At 39.7% G+C, this 19,274-nt stretch carries 21 protein-coding genes; 14 read left to right on the top strand and 7 right to left on the bottom strand.

Annotated features, from left to right (window positions below; genetic code table 11):
* The first annotated feature begins 33 nt into the window (after positions 1 to 33).
* From hemH to RM539_RS01660, 10 genes are all read left to right on the top strand, one after another.
* Positions 34 to 1,068, top strand: coding sequence for a ferrochelatase (hemH, locus tag RM539_RS01705; protein WP_311501745.1), 1,035 nt, complete (start codon positions 34 to 36; stop codon positions 1,066 to 1,068).
* A complete protein-coding gene (locus RM539_RS01700; protein ID WP_432264604.1) occupies positions 1,038 to 2,414 on the top strand; it encodes an MATE family efflux transporter in 1,377 nt (458 codons plus the stop codon). Before hemH ends, RM539_RS01700 begins: the two co-directional genes overlap by 31 nt.
* Positions 2,415 to 2,469: 55 nt before the next feature.
* Positions 2,470 to 2,745 carry a hypothetical protein gene (locus RM539_RS01695; protein WP_311501744.1) on the top strand — a complete coding sequence of 92 codons (276 nt, stop codon included), beginning with the start codon at positions 2,470 to 2,472 and terminating at the stop codon, positions 2,743 to 2,745.
* The gene (locus RM539_RS01690; RefSeq protein WP_311501743.1) at positions 2,735 to 3,022 is read left to right on the top strand and encodes a type II toxin-antitoxin system RelE/ParE family toxin; all 288 of its coding nucleotides are present in this window, start codon (positions 2,735 to 2,737) and stop codon (positions 3,020 to 3,022) included. Before RM539_RS01695 ends, RM539_RS01690 begins: the two co-directional genes overlap by 11 nt.
* A gap of 6 nt (positions 3,023 to 3,028) precedes the next feature.
* Positions 3,029 to 3,577 carry a CopD family protein gene (locus RM539_RS01685; protein WP_311501884.1) on the top strand — a complete coding sequence of 183 codons (549 nt, stop codon included), beginning with the start codon at positions 3,029 to 3,031 and terminating at the stop codon, positions 3,575 to 3,577.
* 40 nt (positions 3,578 to 3,617) lie between these two features.
* Positions 3,618 to 5,072, top strand: coding sequence for a sensor histidine kinase (locus RM539_RS01680; RefSeq protein ID WP_311501742.1), 1,455 nt, complete (start codon positions 3,618 to 3,620; stop codon positions 5,070 to 5,072).
* A 24-nt stretch (positions 5,073 to 5,096) separates the two neighbouring features.
* Positions 5,097 to 5,879 (top strand): enoyl-CoA hydratase/isomerase family protein, encoded by a 783-nt coding sequence (locus tag RM539_RS01675; RefSeq protein ID WP_311501741.1) that lies wholly within the window; start codon positions 5,097 to 5,099, stop codon positions 5,877 to 5,879.
* A gap of 88 nt (positions 5,880 to 5,967) precedes the next feature.
* Entirely contained in the window at positions 5,968 to 7,041 is a 1,074-nt protein-coding gene (locus RM539_RS01670) for a PA0069 family radical SAM protein (protein WP_311501740.1), read from the top strand.
* Positions 7,042 to 7,129: 88 nt separating this feature from the next.
* Positions 7,130 to 7,912: an Fpg/Nei family DNA glycosylase gene (locus RM539_RS01665; protein ID WP_311501739.1), complete on the top strand. Its 783-nt coding sequence runs from the start codon at positions 7,130 to 7,132 to the stop codon at positions 7,910 to 7,912.
* Positions 7,913 to 8,060: 148 nt separating this feature from the next.
* Positions 8,061 to 8,780: a DUF72 domain-containing protein gene (locus RM539_RS01660; protein WP_311501738.1), complete on the top strand. Its 720-nt coding sequence runs from the start codon at positions 8,061 to 8,063 to the stop codon at positions 8,778 to 8,780.
* A gap of 11 nt (positions 8,781 to 8,791) precedes the next feature.
* Here the strand turns inward: RM539_RS01660 and RM539_RS01655 are convergent, their stop codons facing one another.
* The 3 genes from RM539_RS01655 to RM539_RS01645 all read right to left on the bottom strand — a co-directional run bounded on the left by RM539_RS01655 (position 8,792) and on the right by RM539_RS01645 (position 10,900).
* On the bottom strand, positions 8,792 to 9,451 hold the full coding sequence (locus RM539_RS01655) for an HD domain-containing protein (RefSeq protein ID WP_311501737.1): 660 nt from the start codon (positions 9,449 to 9,451) through the stop codon (positions 8,792 to 8,794).
* A 64-nt stretch (positions 9,452 to 9,515) separates the two neighbouring features.
* Positions 9,516 to 10,247 (bottom strand): lysophospholipid acyltransferase family protein, encoded by a 732-nt coding sequence (locus RM539_RS01650; RefSeq protein ID WP_311501736.1) that lies wholly within the window; start codon positions 10,245 to 10,247, stop codon positions 9,516 to 9,518.
* A gap of 242 nt (positions 10,248 to 10,489) precedes the next feature.
* Positions 10,490 to 10,900, bottom strand: a complete 411-nt coding sequence (locus RM539_RS01645; RefSeq protein ID WP_311501735.1) for a BrxA/BrxB family bacilliredoxin — start codon at positions 10,898 to 10,900, stop codon at positions 10,490 to 10,492.
* 179 nt (positions 10,901 to 11,079) lie between these two features.
* Between RM539_RS01645 and RM539_RS01640 the strand changes: the two genes are divergently transcribed.
* Positions 11,080 to 11,820, top strand: a complete 741-nt coding sequence (locus RM539_RS01640) for a TerB family tellurite resistance protein (protein WP_311501734.1) — start codon at positions 11,080 to 11,082, stop codon at positions 11,818 to 11,820.
* 142 nt (positions 11,821 to 11,962) lie between these two features.
* Here RM539_RS01640 and RM539_RS01635 read toward each other — a convergent pair whose 3' ends face one another.
* The gene (locus RM539_RS01635) at positions 11,963 to 12,433 is read right to left on the bottom strand and encodes a thioredoxin family protein (protein WP_311501733.1); all 471 of its coding nucleotides are present in this window, start codon (positions 12,431 to 12,433) and stop codon (positions 11,963 to 11,965) included.
* Positions 12,434 to 12,444: 11 nt separating this feature from the next.
* The gene (locus RM539_RS01630; protein ID WP_311501732.1) at positions 12,445 to 14,799 is read right to left on the bottom strand and encodes a TonB-dependent receptor; all 2,355 of its coding nucleotides are present in this window, start codon (positions 14,797 to 14,799) and stop codon (positions 12,445 to 12,447) included.
* A 121-nt stretch (positions 14,800 to 14,920) separates the two neighbouring features.
* On the opposite strand from RM539_RS01630, the gene RM539_RS01625 reads away from it, so the two are divergent.
* The 3 genes from RM539_RS01625 (at position 14,921) to RM539_RS01615 (ending at position 16,981) form a co-directional block, all read left to right on the top strand.
* The gene (locus RM539_RS01625; protein ID WP_311501731.1) at positions 14,921 to 15,577 is read left to right on the top strand and encodes a metal-dependent transcriptional regulator; all 657 of its coding nucleotides are present in this window, start codon (positions 14,921 to 14,923) and stop codon (positions 15,575 to 15,577) included.
* A gap of 4 nt (positions 15,578 to 15,581) precedes the next feature.
* Entirely contained in the window at positions 15,582 to 16,403 is an 822-nt protein-coding gene (locus RM539_RS01620) for a ZIP family metal transporter (RefSeq protein ID WP_311501730.1), read from the top strand.
* 170 nt (positions 16,404 to 16,573) lie between these two features.
* Positions 16,574 to 16,981: a hypothetical protein gene (locus tag RM539_RS01615; protein WP_311501729.1), complete on the top strand. Its 408-nt coding sequence runs from the start codon at positions 16,574 to 16,576 to the stop codon at positions 16,979 to 16,981.
* Here RM539_RS01615 and RM539_RS01610 read toward each other — a convergent pair.
* Positions 16,978 to 17,136 carry a hypothetical protein gene (locus RM539_RS01610; RefSeq protein WP_311501728.1) on the bottom strand — a complete coding sequence of 53 codons (159 nt, stop codon included), beginning with the start codon at positions 17,134 to 17,136 and terminating at the stop codon, positions 16,978 to 16,980. The two genes, RM539_RS01615 and RM539_RS01610, sit on opposite strands and share 4 nt — an antisense overlap.
* Positions 17,137 to 17,170: 34 nt before the next feature.
* Positions 17,171 to 19,273 (bottom strand): ferrous iron transport protein B, encoded by a 2,103-nt coding sequence (gene feoB, locus RM539_RS01605; RefSeq protein WP_311501727.1) that lies wholly within the window; start codon positions 19,271 to 19,273, stop codon positions 17,171 to 17,173.
* Position 19,274: the final 1 nt, after the last annotated feature.

The following is a 19,274-nucleotide window of genomic DNA, read 5'->3' as shown; positions in this document are numbered from 1 at the left end:
ATAGCTTTATTTTTGTAGTGAAAAAGAAAAATTATGAGTAAAGGTGTGCTCCTTGTTAATTTGGGTTCTCCCGATAGTACAAACCCTAAAGATGTAAAGAAATATCTTGGGGAATTCCTGATGGATGAAAGAGTGATAGACGTGCCGTACTGGGCCAGGACTATCTTAGTTAAAGGAATTGTCCTGAATACCCGCCCTAAAAAATCTGCGGAAGCTTACCAGCGAATCTGGTGGGACGAAGGTTCCCCCTTAATTGTTCTTTCTGAAAGGCTTCAGGAAAAAATTGATGATATTACTTCAGTGCCAATAGCCCTTGCCATGCGTTATGGGACACCTAATATTTTGTCCGGGCTTAAGGAATTGGATGAAAAAGGTGTAGATGAAGTGCTGCTTTTTCCACTTTATCCGCAATTTGCCATGGCAACTACAGAAACTATTCTGGTTTTAGCTGAAGAACTTCGGAAGGAGCATTTTCCAAATATGAAATTTACCACCGTTCCGCCTTTTTATAATCATCCCGATTATATTAGAACTTTGGCCAACAGCATTTCAGAAAAGCTGAAGGATGTAAATTTTCAGCATCTGTTGTTTTCGTATCATGGAGTGCCTGAAAGGCATATCCGCAAGAGCGATATTACCAATTCGCATTGTAAAATTGACGGTTCCTGTTGTAAGACAGCTTCTACGGCGCACCAGTTTTGCTACAGGCATCAATGTTTTGAAACCACCCGTCTTGTTGCAGAATATTTGGAATTAAAAGAAAATACTTATAGTGTTTCGTTCCAGTCCCGCCTGGGATTTGATCCGTGGCTACAACCTTATACAGACAGGACGATTGAACGCTTTGGGAAGCAGGGCATGAAAAACCTGGCGATAGTAACTCCCGCCTTTGTCTCTGACTGTCTGGAAACTTTAGAAGAAATAGCCATGGAGGGGAAAGAGATTTTTCATGAAGTAGGAGGAGAGGAGTTTACAGTTGTTCCCTGTTTAAATGATCGTAAAGATTGGGTAAATGTACTTTCCAGGTGGATTGATGAATGGGCTCATCAAAAGCCGGTGGAGGCTTAATGCCCGGCAAAAATTCAGCGGCACTTGGAAAGGAGCCAATCGGTAAATTACTGATTCGGCAGGCTGCACCGGCTTCGGTGGGAATCCTGGTAATGTCTCTCAATATTCTTATTGATACCATTTTTGTTGGAAACTGGATAGGCTCCACCGCTATTGCAGCAATAAATGTGGTTTTACCAATTGCTTTTTTTGTGGCAGCCGTTGGAATGGCCATAGGAGTGGGAGGCTCTTCCATTATTTCCCGGGCATTGGGCAGCAGCAACAGGCAAAAAGCTTTAAAAGCCTTCGGAAATCAGATAAGTCTTACCCTGTGCCTCACACTGGGCATGGCTGTACTGGGATTGCTCTACACCAATGAACTTATTCCTGCCTTTGGCGGGAAAGGAAATATTTTTGATCCTGCCAGGGTATATTATCGTATAGTTTTATGTGGTGTTCCTTTTCTGGCTTTATGCATGATGGGCAATAGTGTAATTAGGGCAGAAGGAAAACCCCGGTTCGCCATGTTTGCCATGATTATTCCTTCTGTAGGGAACTTAATTCTGGACTATGTTCTTATTAATCGTCTTGATTTGGGGATGATGGGAGCCGCCTGGGCTACCACTGCTTCTTATATTTGCTGCTTTTTTTACATTCTTTGGTTCTTCCTTTCCCGTAATTCCGAATTGAAGATCAGCTTTGCTGATTTTGGTTTTGATATGCCGGTTTTGAAGGAAATTTCTTCTTTGGGTTTTGTTACTCTGGCAAGGCAGGCATTAGTGAGCATTACTTATTTATTGATGAACAATATCCTGTTTGAACTTGGTGGTGAAAATTCTGTTACTGTTTACGCCATTGTGGGAAGGATGCTCATGTTTGCGCTTTTTCCTGTTTTGGGGATTACCCAGGGGTTTCTGCCAATTGCAGGATTCAATTACGGCGCACGAAAGTATATGAGAGTGAGAAAGAGCATTAATACAGCTATTCTGTATTCTGTTATTCTTGCAATATTTGTGTTTAGCGGAATCATGTTTTTTGCTGAAGAAATAGTCTATATTTTTACCGATAATAAAACTATTATTGCCGAAACCCCCAATGCCATGCGTATTGTTTTTGCGGCCACACCTATTGTTGCCCTTCAGCTTATAGGCGCGGCATATTTCCAGGCGGCGGGAAAAGCGATTCCTGCATTTCTGCTTACACTAACACGGCAGGGCTTCTTTTTTATTCCACTGGTATTTATCCTGCCGCAGATTTATGGTGAGACCGGAGTATGGCTTTCATTTCCCGTTGCCGATTTACTTTCAACAATTGTAACCGGCTATTTCCTAAACCGGGAAATCCGCAGGAATCTTAGGCCTTCCTAAAACAGGAACTGCGGTAAGGCTTTTATAATTATATTTGTAACAAAGCCGGGAAGATATGAATATGAACCAGTTGAAAATTGAGCTTCTTCAGGGTATCATTAACTGTAATAATGAAGAATTGCTGAAGGAAGTGGAGGGGATATTAAAATCTTTTCCTTCTGAAGTAAAGGAAGCTCCTCAATATTATTCTAAGGAAGAGGATATTTCGAATCTTACAGAAAACCAGATAATGATATTGGAAAAGCGTTATCAATCTTATCTTAAAGGTGGAAGTAAAGCCGAAACCTGGGAGAATGTAATAGCCGAAATCAGAAAAGAACATGGCTTTTGAAATCTTAGTTACTACTGAAGCTAAAGCTGATATTGTAGAAGGCGTTGAATGGTATGAAGCTAAGTCAGATGGTTTAGGTGAAAAATTTCTGAATGAAATAGAATTAAAATTAAAATATATTTCCCGTTTTCCTGAATATTTTCAGGTTAGAAGTACCGGCTTCCGCGAAGTCCAATTAAATAAATTTCCTTATGTTATTGTCTATAGCTTTAGGAAAAATGAAGTTGTTATTTTAGCGGTTTTCAGCACCCATCAGAATCCTTCCAAAAAAACTTAATTCGTGATAGAATATTATAATTACATAAAATCCCTGCACCTTATTTTTGTAATTACCTGGTTTGCCGGGCTCTTTTATATTCCAAGACTGTTTATTTATCATATAGAAGCTATGGACAAGCCCGAGCCGGAAAAATCCATACTTTCTAACCAGTTTAAAATAATGACAAAAAGGCTTTGGTATATTATCACCTGGCCTTCCGCAATTCTGGCAAGCCTGTTTGCTTTCTGGCTACTAATTCTCATGCCGGCATGGCTGGAGCAGGACTGGATGCTGGTAAAACTGGGTTTTGTGGCTTTACTTTATGCCTACCATTTTAAATCTCATCTTCTTTTTAAGGAACTTCAGAATGATGTGGTAAAGTGGACGTCTAACCAAATGCGGCTCTGGAACGAGGGATCTACTCTTATTCTTTTTGCCGTAATTTTCCTGGTGATCCTGCGCAATGCCGTAAACTGGATCTACGGGGTTATTGGTATATTCGTATTGGCAGGAATGTTGATGCTGGGCATCAAAATGTACAAAAGAATACGAACAAAGAATCCCAATGCCTAGGCTGGTGTGATAATTGATTCAATAGCAGGAAGAAATTTTTATGAGGCTTTTAAAACTTTCCTTACGTACACGTATTTTCATCGCCATGATATTGTTGGTTTTGGGGGCGTCTATTCTTATTGCTGGTGTCACAGTATATCAGTATAAACAGGAAGCCGAAAATTACCACCGTGAAAGGCTGGAGCGAAAGGAGCAGGCAATCAAGGAAAACATCAGGTTTGTGCTGGCCAGTACCACTTACCTCGTAAATACCGAGAATATCCCCTCTATTTTTAAGGAACGCCAGAAGATCTATGAAATGGCAACGGTGCATGAAATGCAGATTAATATTTATGATCTTAAAGGCCGGCTCCTGGTAAAATCTGAAGAATCTTTTTTTCGTGACACTATCAATACCCGGATTGATCCTGAAATTGTTAAAGAACTGGATGCTTCTTCAAAAAAAAGAGTCCTCAAAAAAACTGAAGTCAACGGGCAAAAGTACCAGTCGTCCTATAGTTATATTACCGATCATAAATTTAAACCGCTGGCCATACTTTATTTGCCCTACCTGCAGGATGATAGTGTGCTAAACCGGGACCTTCACAACTTCCTGATGCGCATGGGGGAAATTTATCTTTTTATGCTCCTCCTGGCTATTATCATGTCCTATTTTCTCTCCAGTTATATCACCAAATCTTTAAAAATTATTTCTGAAAAAATCAACCAGACTCGCCTGGATAAGCGAAACCAGAAAATTGAGCTCAGTAATGCCACCGAAGAAATTTATGCCCTGGTTTCAGCTTATAACAGTATGATTGACGAGCTGGAAGAAAGTGCGGTGAAATTAGCTACGGGAGAACGGGAACAGGCATGGCGGGAAATGGCAAAACAGGTGGCCCATGAGATTAAAAATCCGCTAACGCCAATGAGGCTGAGTGTGCAAAGTTTTGACAGGCAATTTAACAAAAATGATCCCGAAATTGAGCAGAAAGTAAAGGAATACAGTGATACGCTTATTAACCAAATAGATACAATGAGTTCTATTGCTTCCGCTTTCTCAAATTTTGCAAAAATGCCGGCGCAGCAAAATGAAACCCTTAATGTGCCTAAAATTGTAAAACTGGCACTTGATATTTTCAATGAAAATTATATAATTTTCACTTCAGAAAAAGAAGAAATATTAGCCAAATTTGATCGTACACAGCTTATAAGGGTGGTGACCAATCTGGTTAAAAATGCCGTGCAGGCGCTTCAGGGAAAGGAAAATCCAAAGATTGTGGTAAGCGTGGAAGAAGAGGAAGAAGAAGTTTGCGTAACTATATGTGATAACGGTTCAGGGATTTCCGAAGAAAATAAAGGAAAGATTTTTGAGCCCAAATTCACTACCAAATCCAGCGGGATGGGGCTTGGACTTGCCATGGTGAAAAATATTGTGGAGACTTATAACGGGAGCATCAGTTTTGTTTCTAATCCCGATAAAGGCACTATCTTTAAGGTGAGGTTTCCTAAATAGACAATCAGCAACAAAAAATTAATTATGGATTATAACAATATCATCGTAGAAATTGGCGAAGGGATTCTGCAAATTACCATTGACAGGCCTTCCAAACTCAACGCATTAAATAAAGAAACCATTGCAGAATTGCACGAAGCTTTTGCCGATGCAAAGGAAGATGAAGAAGCAAAAGTAGTGATTTTAACAGGAAGTGGCGAAAAAGCTTTTGTAGCGGGAGCTGATATTAGTGAATTCTCCGATTATTCTCCGGAAGAAGGAAAACAACTTGCCGCTGAAGGTCAGCAGAAATTATTTGATTATGTGGCCAATTTTCCCAAGCCCGTCATTGCGGCCATTAACGGTTTTGCCCTTGGCGGCGGGCTGGAATTGGCTTTGGCGGCACATTTTAGGATTGCCAGCGATAATGCAAAAATGGGCCTTCCCGAAGTTTCTCTCGGTGTAATTCCCGGTTATGGTGGCACACAGCGCCTGCCGCAAATTGTGGGGAAAGGCCGTGCGATGGAAATGATTATGACGGCGGGGATGATAGATGCCAACCAGGCGCTTCAGTATAACCTGGTGAACCATGTAACAGAACAGCCAGAATTGCTGAATTTTGCTGAAAACCTTGCTGAAAAAATTATGAAAAATTCCCTTGTCGCCATCAGTTCTGCTATTAAGGCGATAAATGCCAATTTTGAAGCCGGGGTAAATGGTTTTGAAACTGAAATTGAAGAATTTGGACGGTGCTTTGGCACTGAAGATTTCGAAGAAGGAACTTCTGCCTTTTTGAAAAAAAGAAAAGCAGACTTCCCCGGAAAATAAACTTCCGTTTACATTTATTACTTCTGAAGTAGAATAATAGAATAAGGAATATATCCATATTAACGGAAATATTCCTTATTTTTGTTTTATGTCAGAAGGAGAATTTATTAAAGGAAGAGGAGCTCAGGTTAATGTAGCAAACAGATTTCATGAACACAGTCATGAAACAAGGGACGATTTTCTCAATTATTGTGCTGCTGAAGGAGATGAGGCCCATAATTCAAAAACCACACTGATTGATACTTTTCCGAAGACCATTATTAATAAGGTAAACAGTCCCGATGTGGGAATGGGCTATTCTTTAAATCCTTACCAGGGATGTGAACACGGCTGTATTTATTGTTATGCCCGCAATTCGCATGAATACTGGGGTTTTAGTGCAGGCCTGGATTTTGAACAGAAAATCCTTGTAAAACGCAATGCGGTGGAGCTTCTGGAAAAGAAGATTAGCAGTAAAAGGTGGGAAGCTGAAACCATTGTACTTTCCGGGAATACGGATTGTTACCAACCAATAGAAAAGAAGCTTAAAATCACCAGAAACCTGCTTCAGACTTTTCTAAAATATCGCCACCCGGTGGGAATAATTACCAAAAATGCCCTCATACAGCGGGACATCGATATTTTGAAAGAACTCGCTGCAGATAACCTGGTGCACATAAACCTTTCCATCACCTCTTTACATGAAGAGACGCGCAGGATCCTGGAACCCCGTACGGCAAGTATCAAAAAAAGGCTGGAGACGGTAGAAAAACTTTCCGAAGAAAACATTCCTGTAAGCGTGATGATGGCGCCTATTATTCCGGCTATAAACAGTCATGAAATTATGCCATTGGTAAAGGAAATTTCAGAAAGAGGAGCGAAAAGTGTGGGTTATACGATTGTGAAGCTGAATGGTGCGATTGGTCAGATTTTTACCGATTGGATTAAGAAAACTATGCCGGACAGGGCAGATAAAGTTTTGCATCAAATTGAGAATATTCATGGCGGCAGTTTGAACGACAGCCGATTTGGTACCAGGATGAAAGGTGAGGGAAAATTCGCCGAGCAGGTGGAGCAGCAGTTTAAAATCGCTCGCAAGAAATATTTGAGCGGTCGCGATCGCCAGCCGCTTAATCATGATTTGCATGAGCAGTTCAAGGATGGGCAATTGAAATTGTTTTAAAATTCTGTATTTCTGTTGCGTTTACTTATAATCATGGGTATGATCTTTAAATAATTCTGTAACTTCAGGTAAAACAAGATATAAAGTTATGCCAGAACTACCCGAAGTCGCTTACCAGAAGAAATATGTAGATGCCACTGCGCTGCACAAGAAAATTGTAAAGGTGGAAACCGGAGCTGCAAAGCTATTTCAGTCGGCGCAAAAAGATTTTGAAAAGGCACTAAAGAACAGCAGTTTTGAAGAAACCACTCAGCTGGGAAAATATTTATTTCTGAAGATAAGTTCCGGGCAACAACTGGTTTTTCATTTTGGAATGACCGGGAAGATGGAATATTATCAGCATGATGAGGTTCCAAAGCACGCGCAGTTAACTACAGTTTTTGAAGATGATTCGAGGCTGTCATTTGTTTGTCCGCGAAAATTCGGAAAAATCTATATGGCGGAAGGAGTGGAAGATTTTCAGAAGAAACATTCGCTGGGAAATCATGCGCTTGATGTTAAGGAAAATAAGTTTCTGGAACTGCTTCAGAATAAAAAGGGCAACATAAAAGCAGCTTTAACAGACCAACATGTAATTGCCGGAATTGGAAATTTGTATGCCGATGAGATGCTGTACCAATGCGGAATTCATCCAAAATCCAAAACCGAAAATCTTTCAGAAAAAGAAAAGAAATGCCTTTTTATGGAAATGGGAAAAATTTTAAACCGGGTGATAAAAACCAAAACGGAAGGTTCCAAGTTACCAGACAACTACCTCTCCAGGCACAGGAAAGAAGGAAAAGATTGTCCTAATGGCAAAGGCAGGGTGGAAATGATAAAAGTTTCCGGCAGGAGCACTTATTTCTGCCCCGATTGTCAAAAGGAAAAGTGAATAATGGCTACTTGAAAGTATGTAAATAGCAAGGATGTTATATGGATTGCTAAACGTTCCCCTCCTTTTTTCAAGGAGGGGTGGCCGTAGGCCGGGGTGGTTGTCTCCGCTCGATATGACACCCAGGTAATAGTTATAAAAGAAAGTGATGAAGGTATTTATTGGATGTTCAGGCTGGAATTACAAAGAATGGCGCGGGAAATTTTATCCTGAAAAGCTGGCGCAAAAGAACTGGCTGGAATTTTATGCGGAAAAGTTCAATACAGCGGAAGTGAACAATACCTTTTACAGGTTTCCGAAGTATACAACACTTGAAAAATGGAAGAAAACTGCTCCAAAGAGTTTTAACTTCACCTTGAAGGGCAGCCGTTATATCACGCAAATGAAGAAATTGAAGGATGTGGAAGAACCCGTAAAGAATTTTGAAGAGGTGGCTGATGTTATGAAGACTAAGCTCAGCTGTCTCCTTTGGCAATTGCCACCAAACCTGCACCGCAACGATGAAAAACTTATTAAGTTTTGTAAAACCCTCAAAACCTCAAATAAGAATGTAATCGAATTTCGGCATGAATCCTGGTTTGATGAAGAAGTTTATGAAATTCTAAGAAAAAACAGCGTAAGTTTTTGCTCAATTTCAGCTTCCGGTTTTCCAGGAGACATGATTGTTACCCGCAAAAAGGCTGCTTATGTACGTTTTCATGGAATGGGCAAGGATTGGTATCATTACCATTATTCAAAGTCAGAATTAAAAGAATGGTATAAAAAGATTAAAGATTGTGGGGCGCGGGAAGTGTATGTTTATTTTAATAATGATGTTGCTGCCAACGCGCCGAAAAATGCCCTGGAGTTAAGGGAAATGTTTGGTTGAAGCATAAAACTTCAGGCCTCACCATGCCATTCTTTATAAAATTGATCCAGGTAAAGTTCCATAAATTCATGGCGTTTATTAGCGATTTTCTTCGCGGTTTCAGTATTCATCCTGTCTTTCAGCAATAACAGTTTTTCATAAAAATGATTGATGGTTGGAGCGTTGGAAGCTTTGTACTCCTCTTTAGTCATGTTGAGGTTTGGCTTAATTTCAGGATCATATAAACCGCGGCCTTTATAGCCGCCGTAATTAAAAGTCCTTGCTATACCAATTGCTCCCAGTGCATCCAAACGATCGGCATCCTGGACAATATCCAGCTCTATTGAGCTAAATTGCCTGTTCACGTTTCCGCCTTTAAAAGAGATATTTTCGATAATTTTTATCACGTGATTTATCACTTCAGCAGAAACCTGTTGAGATTGTAGAAAATCTTTGGCAAGTTTCGGGCCCACGGTTTCATCACCATTATGAAATTTCGAGTCGGCTATATCATGTAACAAAGCACCCAAAGCCACTACATAATTATCGGCATTTTCGCCTTTTGCAATCATGTTGGCATTGTTATAAACTCTTTGAATATGGAACCAGTCATGTCCACCTTCAGCATTTTTCAGGGTCTCTTTTACAAAAGCAATAGTGTTTTGGGTGATTTCAAGTTGTTGTAAAGTCATTGGCTAATATTCAAAACCTCACAGGTTTTTGAAATCTGTGAGGTTTATTTTTATTTTATAGAAGTTATTCAATATCCTTAATAATGGTTCTTTCGGTTAAGGCAATAAGGCTTTCCGGATCACTGGAATTAACAGGAATGGGCTCATGAACCTTGAGTTTAAAATGTATACCAAGATCTAAAGGAAACATTCCGTACCGGAACAATTTCCAGGAGTTATTGATGGTGAGTGGTACAATCACTGCATCGGGCATTTGCCTGATAAGAATTTGCAGCCCTCGTACGGCAAATTTTTTAGGTTTTCCTGTACGGCTCCTGGTGCCTTCCGGAAAGATGACTGCAGAACGGTTAGTTTCTTTAAGGTATTTGGCAAATTCGGCCATTTTCACCAGGGATTCCCGTGGATTTTTACGATCTATAAGTACAGAGCCACCGTGCCTGAGATTAAAAGATACGCCGGGAATTCCTTTACCTAATTCTTTTTTACTTACAAATTTTGGGTGATGTTTTTTTAAGTACCAGGTTATTAGCGGGATATCATATAGGCTCTGGTGGTTTGAAACAAAAATGCAGGGTTTGTCTTCAGGAATATTGTGCGTATTTTCAAAGCTAAAGCGGGAACCAAGAATGTCCAGGCAGCGCATTAGCACCAGGGTAAAATAATCAACGCTTTTCTTATGGGCTTTATACCCGCCGAGCTTAAGCGAAATCCATTGGATCACATGAAAAATAACCAATGTGAGAAAAAAGAAGAGATAACTTATTACCGAAAGCGGGTAGGAAAGTATGTTTTTCATCTTAAAATTTAAAAGCACAAAAATATGCTTTTAATACTACATAGTGCAAGTGCATATTCCGTCTTCTGCTTCTATGCATAATTTGTGCTTAAAACATTACTTTTTCAGGTGGTGGGGGATATTAAAATCTGCTATAATTTATTCTTATAAAAATGTAAAAGTGCAAAAAGATTTGAGTCCGAAAGATAAAAAGCCGCTCAGATTTAATTCTGAACGGCTTTTAATACTTTTTACTAAAAATCTTAGCAGAATTCGTTATAAGCTCCTGCAAGATTTTCTGCGATCATTTCTGCAGGACGGCCTTCTATGTGATGGCGTTCCAGCATATGGACAAGTTCTCCATCTTTAAATAAAGCCATAGAAGGAGATGATGGAGGGAAAGGTACCATATAACCACGGGCCTTATCTGTAGCTTCTTTATCTACACCTGCAAAAACGGTGAATAGATTATCTGGTTTCTTTGCGTTCTGTAAAGAAATTCTGGCTCCTGGACGGGCATTAGCAGCGGCACAACCACAAACTGAATTCACCACTACCAACGTAGTTCCTTCTTTCTTCATTGCGTCATCAACCTCTTCTACAGTGTGTAATTCTTCAAAACCGATATTGGTTAAATCTTCACGCATCGGTTTTACTAAATCTGCTGGATACATATATTGAATTTTTTATTATACTTAATTGAAAGACAAAGATACAAATTCTCTTTACGAATGCACATCTCAAATTCCTATAAGTGAATAGGTTGAATTTATAAGCTCTCGGTCCATTTGAAAGATTTGCCTGCTCCAGTCTTTCTTTAAAATGTTATCTTTGCTGTTAAAGAAAATGCCTCATGATTAAATGGTTGCTGGCCATACTGGGCCTGATGTACTTTAGGATTCCCGGAGCTATTGCCGGTTTTTTAATAGGAACTTTATTTGATAATTATACCCGCTCATCGGGCGGCCTGTTAAGTGGCCTCTTTGGTGAGCAACAAAAACAAACAGTTTCCCCGGGAGATTTCGAACTTAATCTACTTTCCCTCTGTGCCCTTGTAATAAAGGCAGACGGGCAGGTTTCGCAGCGGGAACTGGATTACGTTCGTTCCTATTTTATAAGTGCTTATGGAAAGGAGAGGGCAAACGCCACTTTTCGGACGTTTAATGATGTGATTAAAAACCGCGAACTTTCTGCTTACCGCATTGCGCAATACCTTTCACATCGAACCAAATATCCCACCAGGTTGCAAATTACTCATTTTCTATTTGGAATTGCCCAGGCCGATGGTACTGTAAGCCCTGCCGAGGCCAAAATTATCCAGGAGATTGCCGGCTATCTCAGGATTTCTTCCATGGATTTCGAAAGCATTAAAGCAATGTTCTTTAAAAAATCTGCCGAAAGCGCTTATAAAATTCTTGAAATTGAGAAAAGTGCGAGTGATGCTGAAGTAAAGAAGGCTTTCAGGACCATGGCTAAAAAATATCATCCCGATAAGCTTGGCCACATGGACGAAGCTTATCGTAAAGGTGCCGAAGAAAAATTCAGAAAAGTACAGGAAGCTTATGAACAGATTCAAAAAGAACGCGGAATGTAAAAGGATGCTGTAATATTAAAAAAGTATCCCGCCTTCCAAATTTGAAAGTGGTATCGCTCGGAACTAAAAACCACACTAATCACTAAAAAAGTTTAAGATCTAATTTTGAAATTATACCCCTATATTACAGCGAGGTGTGGATTTATAAGATACTCAGTAATTGTTTTGAGGTGTAATATTCAAAAATCCGCTTTTTAACGGCAAATTGCCTATCTAAAATAACTGTTGCCGGTAGGGAAAAAGGTACGCCATTGCGAGAAGCCAATAAAAGTGGCAGTTGGTGAACTCCATTTCGCTGAATAAGTGACTGTTTATTTATAAATTCAATGTTATCAAAACTTATAGTATCGGTAGTTTCGACATCCATTTCTACAGCGTAATAATCTGAATTTATTTTCTTTATTACTTCTTTATTAGTGAATACTTCCCGTTCAATCTTTTTACAATAGGCACACCATTCGGCATGAAAAAAAATAAAAACCGGCTTTGGCTCGTTTTGTAATGCCTGTTCCAGTTTAGGCCAGGTTTTCCAATTTATTTCATCGCTGTTTTGTGCGTTTGAAATGGAAAATACCAAGGTAAAAATGAAGAAATAATTACACTGTTTTTTCATAAAATTCATCTTCAAAAGTCCCCAAATTTTAATCCTACAAATACAGTTCTTGGCCTGTTGGGACCATAAATATAATCTGAGTCCCTGAATGGGCCACGGTCAAAATCATCCTGATAGCTATCAAATAAATTTTGTACACCACCGCTAATTTCCATGTGAAAATTCTCAATTGGGTCAAAATGATAGGTGATTTTTGTGGTCATATCAAGAAAGGCTTCCGTATCAACGAGGTCTATAAACCCTGATTCACTGATAACTCTAGGAGCGATCATTGTGCCTGTATAACTACCTGTAACATCCAAATTTAAAGCATCATTTATGGACCAGTCGGAATTTAAAAAGCCGTAGACATTGGGCGAACGTAGAAATTCGTCCAGTATTACGTCTTCTTCACCGGGAACATTGCCATCGGCTTCAAACAGCACCTGATCTTCTTTGTAAATTGATTGCTGAATTGTTGCACCGGCCTGAAACATTAATGCCGTACTTGGCGATACGCCAAATTCTAAATTTGTTCCGGCAACATAGGCACCGGAACCGTTTCGAGATTCTTCTAAAATTGAGCCATTAGGAAGCGAAGTTCCAGTACTCACTATGGTAAATGGATTTTTAAGGGAAGTATAAAAACCTTCTACCAAGAAACTGGTTTGAACCTTATTATAATCTTTAGTAAAATTAAGCGAAGCGGTATAAGCATTTGAAAATTCATTTTCCAGGTCTTCAGAAAGAATTACAAATTGCTGTTCCCCGCCTACAGATGAAATATGTAGGTCTTCATTAAAAGCCTGGGGCGCACGAAAACCACGGGCATATCCACCCCTAAATTGCAAATCATCTGTTATATCATATAAAATAGTTATACGTGGGCTCAATACCGTTTCATCAATTTGTGAGGAACGTTCTATGTCTTGTATGCTGTAAAAGCCATCGACTTTTACATGATCTAAGCGTGCCCCAACGAGCGCCGTAAAATTGTTAATGGGTTTCCACTCGTATTGTCCATACAGGCCAATACTATTTACTTCCTGATCTACAATGCGGTTGTACCCGGCAGTCGCATCATTTGTTTTATTAAGTTGATATTCAACTCCGGTAGTAAAAACATCATTATTGTTAAAGTTATGACTATATTTTGTTCCTGAAACAACGGCGAGATCTGTAGTGTTGCCAAAAGCACTGTTGGCTGCAATAGAATCGGCTTGCGTACGGCCACCACTCAAACCACCATAATAACTATCCCTATTGGTGTGTTGTACAGAAATATAGGCAGAGCCAGTATTTTTGCGTTCATCATCCCATAGTTCGTAATCCAACCCGGTAAAGATGGTATTGTGATCCAGTTCTTCAGTAATATCTGTGAATTGTGGTGCCAAATCAATACGCTCCCCGCCACGTCTATACTCTCTAATTCCAGTAAAATCGAAACTAATACGGCTGTTATCACTGGGTCTTAGAAAAACTTTTGTGCCAAGCGAGTTGTTGGTGAGCTTTGTAATTTCACTAAAACCATCACCATTGGCATCATAGGTATCTCGATCCCGAAATATTCCATATACGGTAACACCGCTGGCTAGATCTTCACTTACCACTGATGCATTGAGGTTCACATTTCTATCGGTCGTTGTTCCATCTATAAGAGCGAAGTTGGAACTTACTTCCCAGCTGTCGTTTATAGGTTCTTTGGTAATAACATTAACCGTACCTGCAATTGCATTAGAACCAAATAGTGCAGAGCCGCCACTGCGTACTACTTCAACACGTTCTATAGTGCTAATAGGTATTTGCTCCAGACCGTAAACTCCGTTTAGCGCACTAAAAACAGGACGGCTGTTTAATAATATCTGCGTATATTCCCCACCTAAACCATTAAGTCGAACCTGAGTAAAACCGCAGTTTTGGCAGTTTGTTTCTACCCGTACCCCGGGCTGGTAATTTAATCCGTCGGCAAGGGAGATAGACTGCGTTGCCTCAAACAATTTAGGGCTAAGTACATTAACAATTACGGGAGCATTCTTTTTGCTAATACGGTTTCGTGTGGCACTTACCACCACTTGATCTAAGCCTAGTGCATCTTCAGCTAAAGTAAAATTTATCGTCTGCTTTCTGTTTGCTATAACCTCAATTTTTTTATTTTGGGACCTATAGCCCTGGGCCTGGGCTACAAGGGTAATTGTACCTTCAGGAATTTCTAATTGATAGTTACCATTAATATCTGCATCAGTACCAATAGATCCATTTTTAATATAGATACTTGCAAAAGGCAGAACTTTACCATTTGACGTAACTGTACCCGAAACAGTCCCCTGGCGCTCCTGTGCGCTGGAAATAGAAGTAACTAAAATTAAAAGGTAAAATAGTTTTTTCATAGAGTTCAAATTCTAATTTCTTCTGAAAAGAATTTAGGTAAATATATTTAAAAATTTAGATATGGCTAAAAATAGGTTTTTTAATTTTTAAAATGTATTTTTAGATCTCTAAAATAAAAGAATGTTCAGCCTTTCAGAAGAAAACTATTTAAAAGCCATATTCCACCTGGAGCATAATTATCAGGGTGGAGTAAGCACAAATGCCCTTGCGGAAGAAATGGAAACCAAAGCCTCCTCGGTTACCGATATGGTGAAGAAGCTTTCAGAAAAAAACCTGGTAAATTACAAAAAATATCAGGGAGTAAAGCTTAGTGCAACCGGCAAGAGAACTGCGGTTGAGGTAATTCGAAAACACCGCCTGTGGGAATATTTTCTGGTGGAAAAACTTAATTTTAACTGGGATGAAGTGCACGAGGTGGCCGAAGAACTGGAACATATAAAATCTGAAAAATTAATTACTGAACTTGATCGATTTCTGGAATATCCCCGGCGCGACCCGCATGGTGATCCTATTCCCGATGCACAAGGCAATTTTAATGTTTCTAACAGGATGCTGCTGGCAGAACTTGAAAAAGGTAAAAGCGGAATTTGCATTGGGGTAAAAGATTCTTCTCCGGATTTTTTACGGTATCTCGATAAAAATAAAATTGTTTTGGGAAAAGAAATGCAGGTGATAGAAAAAGAATCTTTTGATAATAGTATGCTAATAAATATTAATGAACAACAACTGCGAATTTCACAGGCGGTAGCCATGAACTTATATATAAAGACACTATAACAAAATGGAAAATATAATTACTTTTTTTGAGAGACTGGATCCCGTACTGGCCGCTCTTTTAGCTACTCTTTTTACATGGGGGCTGACTGCTTTGGGAGCCTCCCTGGTATTCTTTTTTAAAAAGATGAACCGGAAGATTTTTGACGGAATGCTGGGATTTACAGGAGGCGTAATGGTGGCGGCAAGTTTCTGGAGCCTGCTTGCTCCTGGAATAGCAATGAGTCCCGGTGAAGGTTTTGTAAAGGTAATCCCTGCGGTGGTAGGTTTTGGGTCGGGAGCATTGTTCATATTTGGATTGGACAAGATTTTGCCACATTTGCACGTCAATTTTCAGATGAGTGAAAAAGAAGGAGTAAAAACCCAGTGGCATAAATCTGTATTATTGACTCTTGCCATCACGTTGCATAACATTCCTGAAGGTTTGGCCATAGGTGTACTTTTTGGTGGTGTTGCGGCAGGTATTGAAGGTGCAAGCATTGGTGGTGCGGTGGCATTGGCCATTGGGATAGGACTACAAAACTTTCCTGAAGGTTTTGCTGTTGCCATGCCTTTAAGAGGGCAGGGACTAAGCAGGTGGAAAAGCTTCCATTTTGGACAGCTTTCTGCAATTGTAGAGCCTGTTGCCGCTGTTTTGGGTGCCTGGGCGGTTATGGCTTTTCAGCCAGTTTTGCCTTATGCCTTATGTTTTGCAGCGGGGGCGATGATGTTTGTTGTAGTGGAAGAAGTAGTGCCCGAATCGCAGCAGGAAAATTTCACCGATATTTCCACCCTTGGCTTTATTGGCGGATTTATGATAATGATGACGCTCGATGTTGGCCTAGGATAATTTTGTTTTGATTATTCATATTTTATAAAAAAATAAACCCTCTCATCCTGAAACCGTCTGTTGAAAAACAGGACTCATTTTAAGCATCTAAAAAGATCTTTTATGCTCTTTAAAATATCCAGTTTTTGTAACAGCTAAGGCTTTTTATCGTCTTTTTCAAAAAGTTACAAATGAGAAATTTGTTGATGGGATTTATGTTATTTGGTTTCAGCTTACTGAATACACAACAGAAAAAATCGGAATATTCCCCTATTGAGGAGACCATATGTCCGGGAGAAATTTTCAGTTTTAGAGGAAGTAGCGTGAAATTTAAAAAAGTAATTTCAGATTCTCGCTGTCCTAAACAGGTTAGCTGTATATGGGCTGGAGAAGTAAAGTTATTGCTGGAATTTTTTGAAGATGGTACATCTTTGGGAGAGCACGTAGTCTCCGGAATAAATATTCCTTTTAATGATTTCTTCGGAAAAGATAATGTCCTTTCAAGTTTAAAGGTATATCCCTATCCTGAAATAAATGATACTATAGAGCCTTCAGAATACAGCCTTCAGCTAAAAATTAGCGAAAATAGGCCAGATTAGTGGCAACCGCAATCTGAGACTCCGCAGGACTTTCCTTTGTTGTTATTTCCTTTAGAAGGAGTAAGAAAGGCTGGTTTCCAGATGAATTTGGTGATAAGATATCCCAGCGCAATTGTAAAGGTTATAAAAACTAAAATGTGTTGTAGTAATTCCATATTGTTTAAGTCGGTTTAATACGTCTTCCTTACATTATTTCAGGAGCTGAAATGCCAGTAAAGCTACAAAATAGGCAAAAACGCTCATAATTATTAACTGGAGCATTGGCCATTTCCATGTATTGGTTTCTCGTTTTACAATAGCAAGTGTACTCATACACTGCATCGCAAAGGCATAAAATAGCAGCAGGCTAATTCCGCTGGCCAGGGTAAATAACGGCCCGCCCAAAATCGGGTTTACTTCCGCGGCCATCCTGTTTTTTATGGTTTCTTCCTCATCACTTCCCACACTGTAGATAGTGGCAAGTGTGCCTACAAAGACCTCCCTTGCGGCAAAAGAACTTATAATGGCGATCCCAATTTTCCAGTCATAGCCCAGAGGGGCCACCACAGGTTCTATACCCCTTCCCATAATGCCTATATAGGAATGTTTCAACTTAAAGGAAGCCACATCTTCCTCAAATTTCTCTGCAGGAACATCAGTTTCAGAATTATAGCCGGAAGCAACAATTTCCTGAGCATTGCTAAAATTTTCTCCGGGGCCGTAGCTGGCCAACACCCATAAAATAATGGAAATTGCCAAAATGATTTTACCGGCACCTAAAACGAAAGATTTAGTTTTTTCAACTACATTAATACCAATGTTCTTTAGCATTGGTACTTTGTAATTGGGCATTTCAATTACAAAATATGTTCTTGTTTTTATTTTCAGAATTCCATGGAGGATCCAGGCAGAAAGGATTGCGGTTCCAAATCCAATGAGGTAGAGCATCATTAAGGTTAACCCCTGGTAATTAAAGCCCATAAAAGTGCCTTCGGGAATTACCAGAGCAATAATGATTAAATAAACCGGTAGCCTTGCCGAACAGGTGGTAAAAGGTACTACAAGGATAGTGATAAGACGTTCTTTCCAGTTTTCAATATTTCTGGTGGCCATTACAGCAGGTATAGCACAGGCGGTACCGGAAACCAAGGGAACAACACTCTTACCGCTAAGCCCAAACCTGCGCATGAGCCTGTCCATAAGAAAAACAACCCTGCTCATATAACCTGTTTCTTCCAGAATTGAAATAAACAGGAATAGAAAGGCAATTTGAGGAATAAAAATGACTATACCGCCAAGGCCGGGAATAATACCTTCTGTCACAAGATCGGTAAAAACACCGGGGGGCATTACGTTATTGGCAAATTCACTAAGTTTTGCAAAACCGGCATCTATAAGGTCCATAGGATAACTGGACCAGTTGTAGATAGCCTGAAAAATAAGCAGCAGAATTCCGAAAAATACCACATAGCCCCAAACCTGGTGGGTGAGGATACGGTCCAGTCTCGTCCTTAAATCTTTGGCGGCATTTATATCTACCGTCATGGCCTCTTTAAGGGTTCCGTTTATAAACTGGTAGCGTAGTATGGTTTCCTTTTGCTGAAGCCTTTTTAAATCGCTTGCCGATTTTGTAGAAAAATCCCTGTTTTTGTTTACCTCCTGCCGGTTAATATTTCCAAAGTTGACATCCTGGGTAATTACCAGCCAAAGTTTGTAAATTGATTGGTTTGGAAATGCTTTTCTAAGCCTTCCAAAATATTCGGGATCTATAACCGAAGCATTTACGCAGGGTTCTGTGGTGATGTGCCGGTAATTGATAATCATTTCCTTCAGCTCGTCTATACCCTGTCTTTTTCTGGCACTAACCAGGGCAACCTTTGTCTTCAGCCGGTTTTCCAGTACTTCTGTATCAAGAGAAATACCTTTGCGCTCCATACGGTCTGCCATATTCACTACAAGAATGGTGGGGATTCCAAGATCTTTAATTTGGGTGAAAAGAAGAAGGTTTCGCTTAAGGTTTTCTACATCGCTTACCACAACGGCAACATCGGGATAATCTTTATCGTTTTTATTGAGCAGTAATTCAATAACCACATTTTCATCCAGGGAAGAGGCATTAAGGCTATAGGTTCCCGGCAGGTCAAGTATATGTGCTCTTAGCCCTCGGGGGAGTTTGCAGATCCCTTCTTTTTTTTCAACCGTAATACCGGGATAATTTCCTACTTTTTGATTTAAGCCTGTAAGCTGGTTAAAAACCGAAGTTTTCCCCGTATTAGGGTTTCCTATTAATGCAACGTTAATTTGCTTTGCCATG

The sequence above is a fragment of the Autumnicola musiva genome (assembly GCF_031846585.1).
GTDB classification, from domain to species: domain Bacteria; phylum Bacteroidota; class Bacteroidia; order Flavobacteriales; family Flavobacteriaceae; genus Autumnicola; species Autumnicola musiva.
Note: the sequence above shows the minus strand (reverse complement) of the source record. Positions and strands in the feature narration are given on the sequence as shown.

What these genes read in the sequence shown, in the direction of transcription:
- hemH (WP_311501745.1), top strand. Translation starts at nt 34, where the DNA reads ATGAGTAAAGGTGTGCTCCTTGTTAATTTGGGTTCTCCCGATAGTACA.
- RM539_RS01700 (WP_432264604.1), top strand. Translation starts at nt 1,038, where the DNA reads ATGGGCTCATCAAAAGCCGGTGGAGGCTTAATGCCCGGCAAAAATTCA.
- RM539_RS01695 (WP_311501744.1), top strand. Translation starts at nt 2,470, where the DNA reads ATGAATATGAACCAGTTGAAAATTGAGCTTCTTCAGGGTATCATTAAC.
- RM539_RS01690 (WP_311501743.1), top strand. Translation starts at nt 2,735, where the DNA reads ATGGCTTTTGAAATCTTAGTTACTACTGAAGCTAAAGCTGATATTGTA.
- RM539_RS01680 (WP_311501742.1), top strand. Translation starts at nt 3,618, where the DNA reads ATGAGGCTTTTAAAACTTTCCTTACGTACACGTATTTTCATCGCCATG.
- RM539_RS01675 (WP_311501741.1), top strand. Translation starts at nt 5,097, where the DNA reads ATGGATTATAACAATATCATCGTAGAAATTGGCGAAGGGATTCTGCAA.
- RM539_RS01670 (WP_311501740.1), top strand. Translation starts at nt 5,968, where the DNA reads ATGTCAGAAGGAGAATTTATTAAAGGAAGAGGAGCTCAGGTTAATGTA.
- RM539_RS01665 (WP_311501739.1), top strand. Translation starts at nt 7,130, where the DNA reads ATGCCAGAACTACCCGAAGTCGCTTACCAGAAGAAATATGTAGATGCC.
- RM539_RS01660 (WP_311501738.1), top strand. Translation starts at nt 8,061, where the DNA reads ATGAAGGTATTTATTGGATGTTCAGGCTGGAATTACAAAGAATGGCGC.
- RM539_RS01655 (WP_311501737.1), bottom strand. Translation starts at nt 9,451, where the DNA reads ATGACTTTACAACAACTTGAAATCACCCAAAACACTATTGCTTTTGTA.
- RM539_RS01650 (WP_311501736.1), bottom strand. Translation starts at nt 10,247, where the DNA reads ATGAAAAACATACTTTCCTACCCGCTTTCGGTAATAAGTTATCTCTTC.
- RM539_RS01645 (WP_311501735.1), bottom strand. Translation starts at nt 10,900, where the DNA reads ATGTATCCAGCAGATTTAGTAAAACCGATGCGTGAAGATTTAACCAAT.
- RM539_RS01640 (WP_311501734.1), top strand. Translation starts at nt 11,080, where the DNA reads ATGATTAAATGGTTGCTGGCCATACTGGGCCTGATGTACTTTAGGATT.
- RM539_RS01635 (WP_311501733.1), bottom strand. Translation starts at nt 12,433, where the DNA reads ATGAAAAAACAGTGTAATTATTTCTTCATTTTTACCTTGGTATTTTCC.
- RM539_RS01630 (WP_311501732.1), bottom strand. Translation starts at nt 14,799, where the DNA reads ATGAAAAAACTATTTTACCTTTTAATTTTAGTTACTTCTATTTCCAGC.
- RM539_RS01625 (WP_311501731.1), top strand. Translation starts at nt 14,921, where the DNA reads ATGTTCAGCCTTTCAGAAGAAAACTATTTAAAAGCCATATTCCACCTG.
- RM539_RS01620 (WP_311501730.1), top strand. Translation starts at nt 15,582, where the DNA reads ATGGAAAATATAATTACTTTTTTTGAGAGACTGGATCCCGTACTGGCC.
- RM539_RS01615 (WP_311501729.1), top strand. Translation starts at nt 16,574, where the DNA reads ATGAGAAATTTGTTGATGGGATTTATGTTATTTGGTTTCAGCTTACTG.
- RM539_RS01610 (WP_311501728.1), bottom strand. Translation starts at nt 17,136, where the DNA reads ATGGAATTACTACAACACATTTTAGTTTTTATAACCTTTACAATTGCG.
- feoB (WP_311501727.1), bottom strand. Translation starts at nt 19,273, where the DNA reads ATGGCAAAGCAAATTAACGTTGCATTAATAGGAAACCCTAATACGGGG.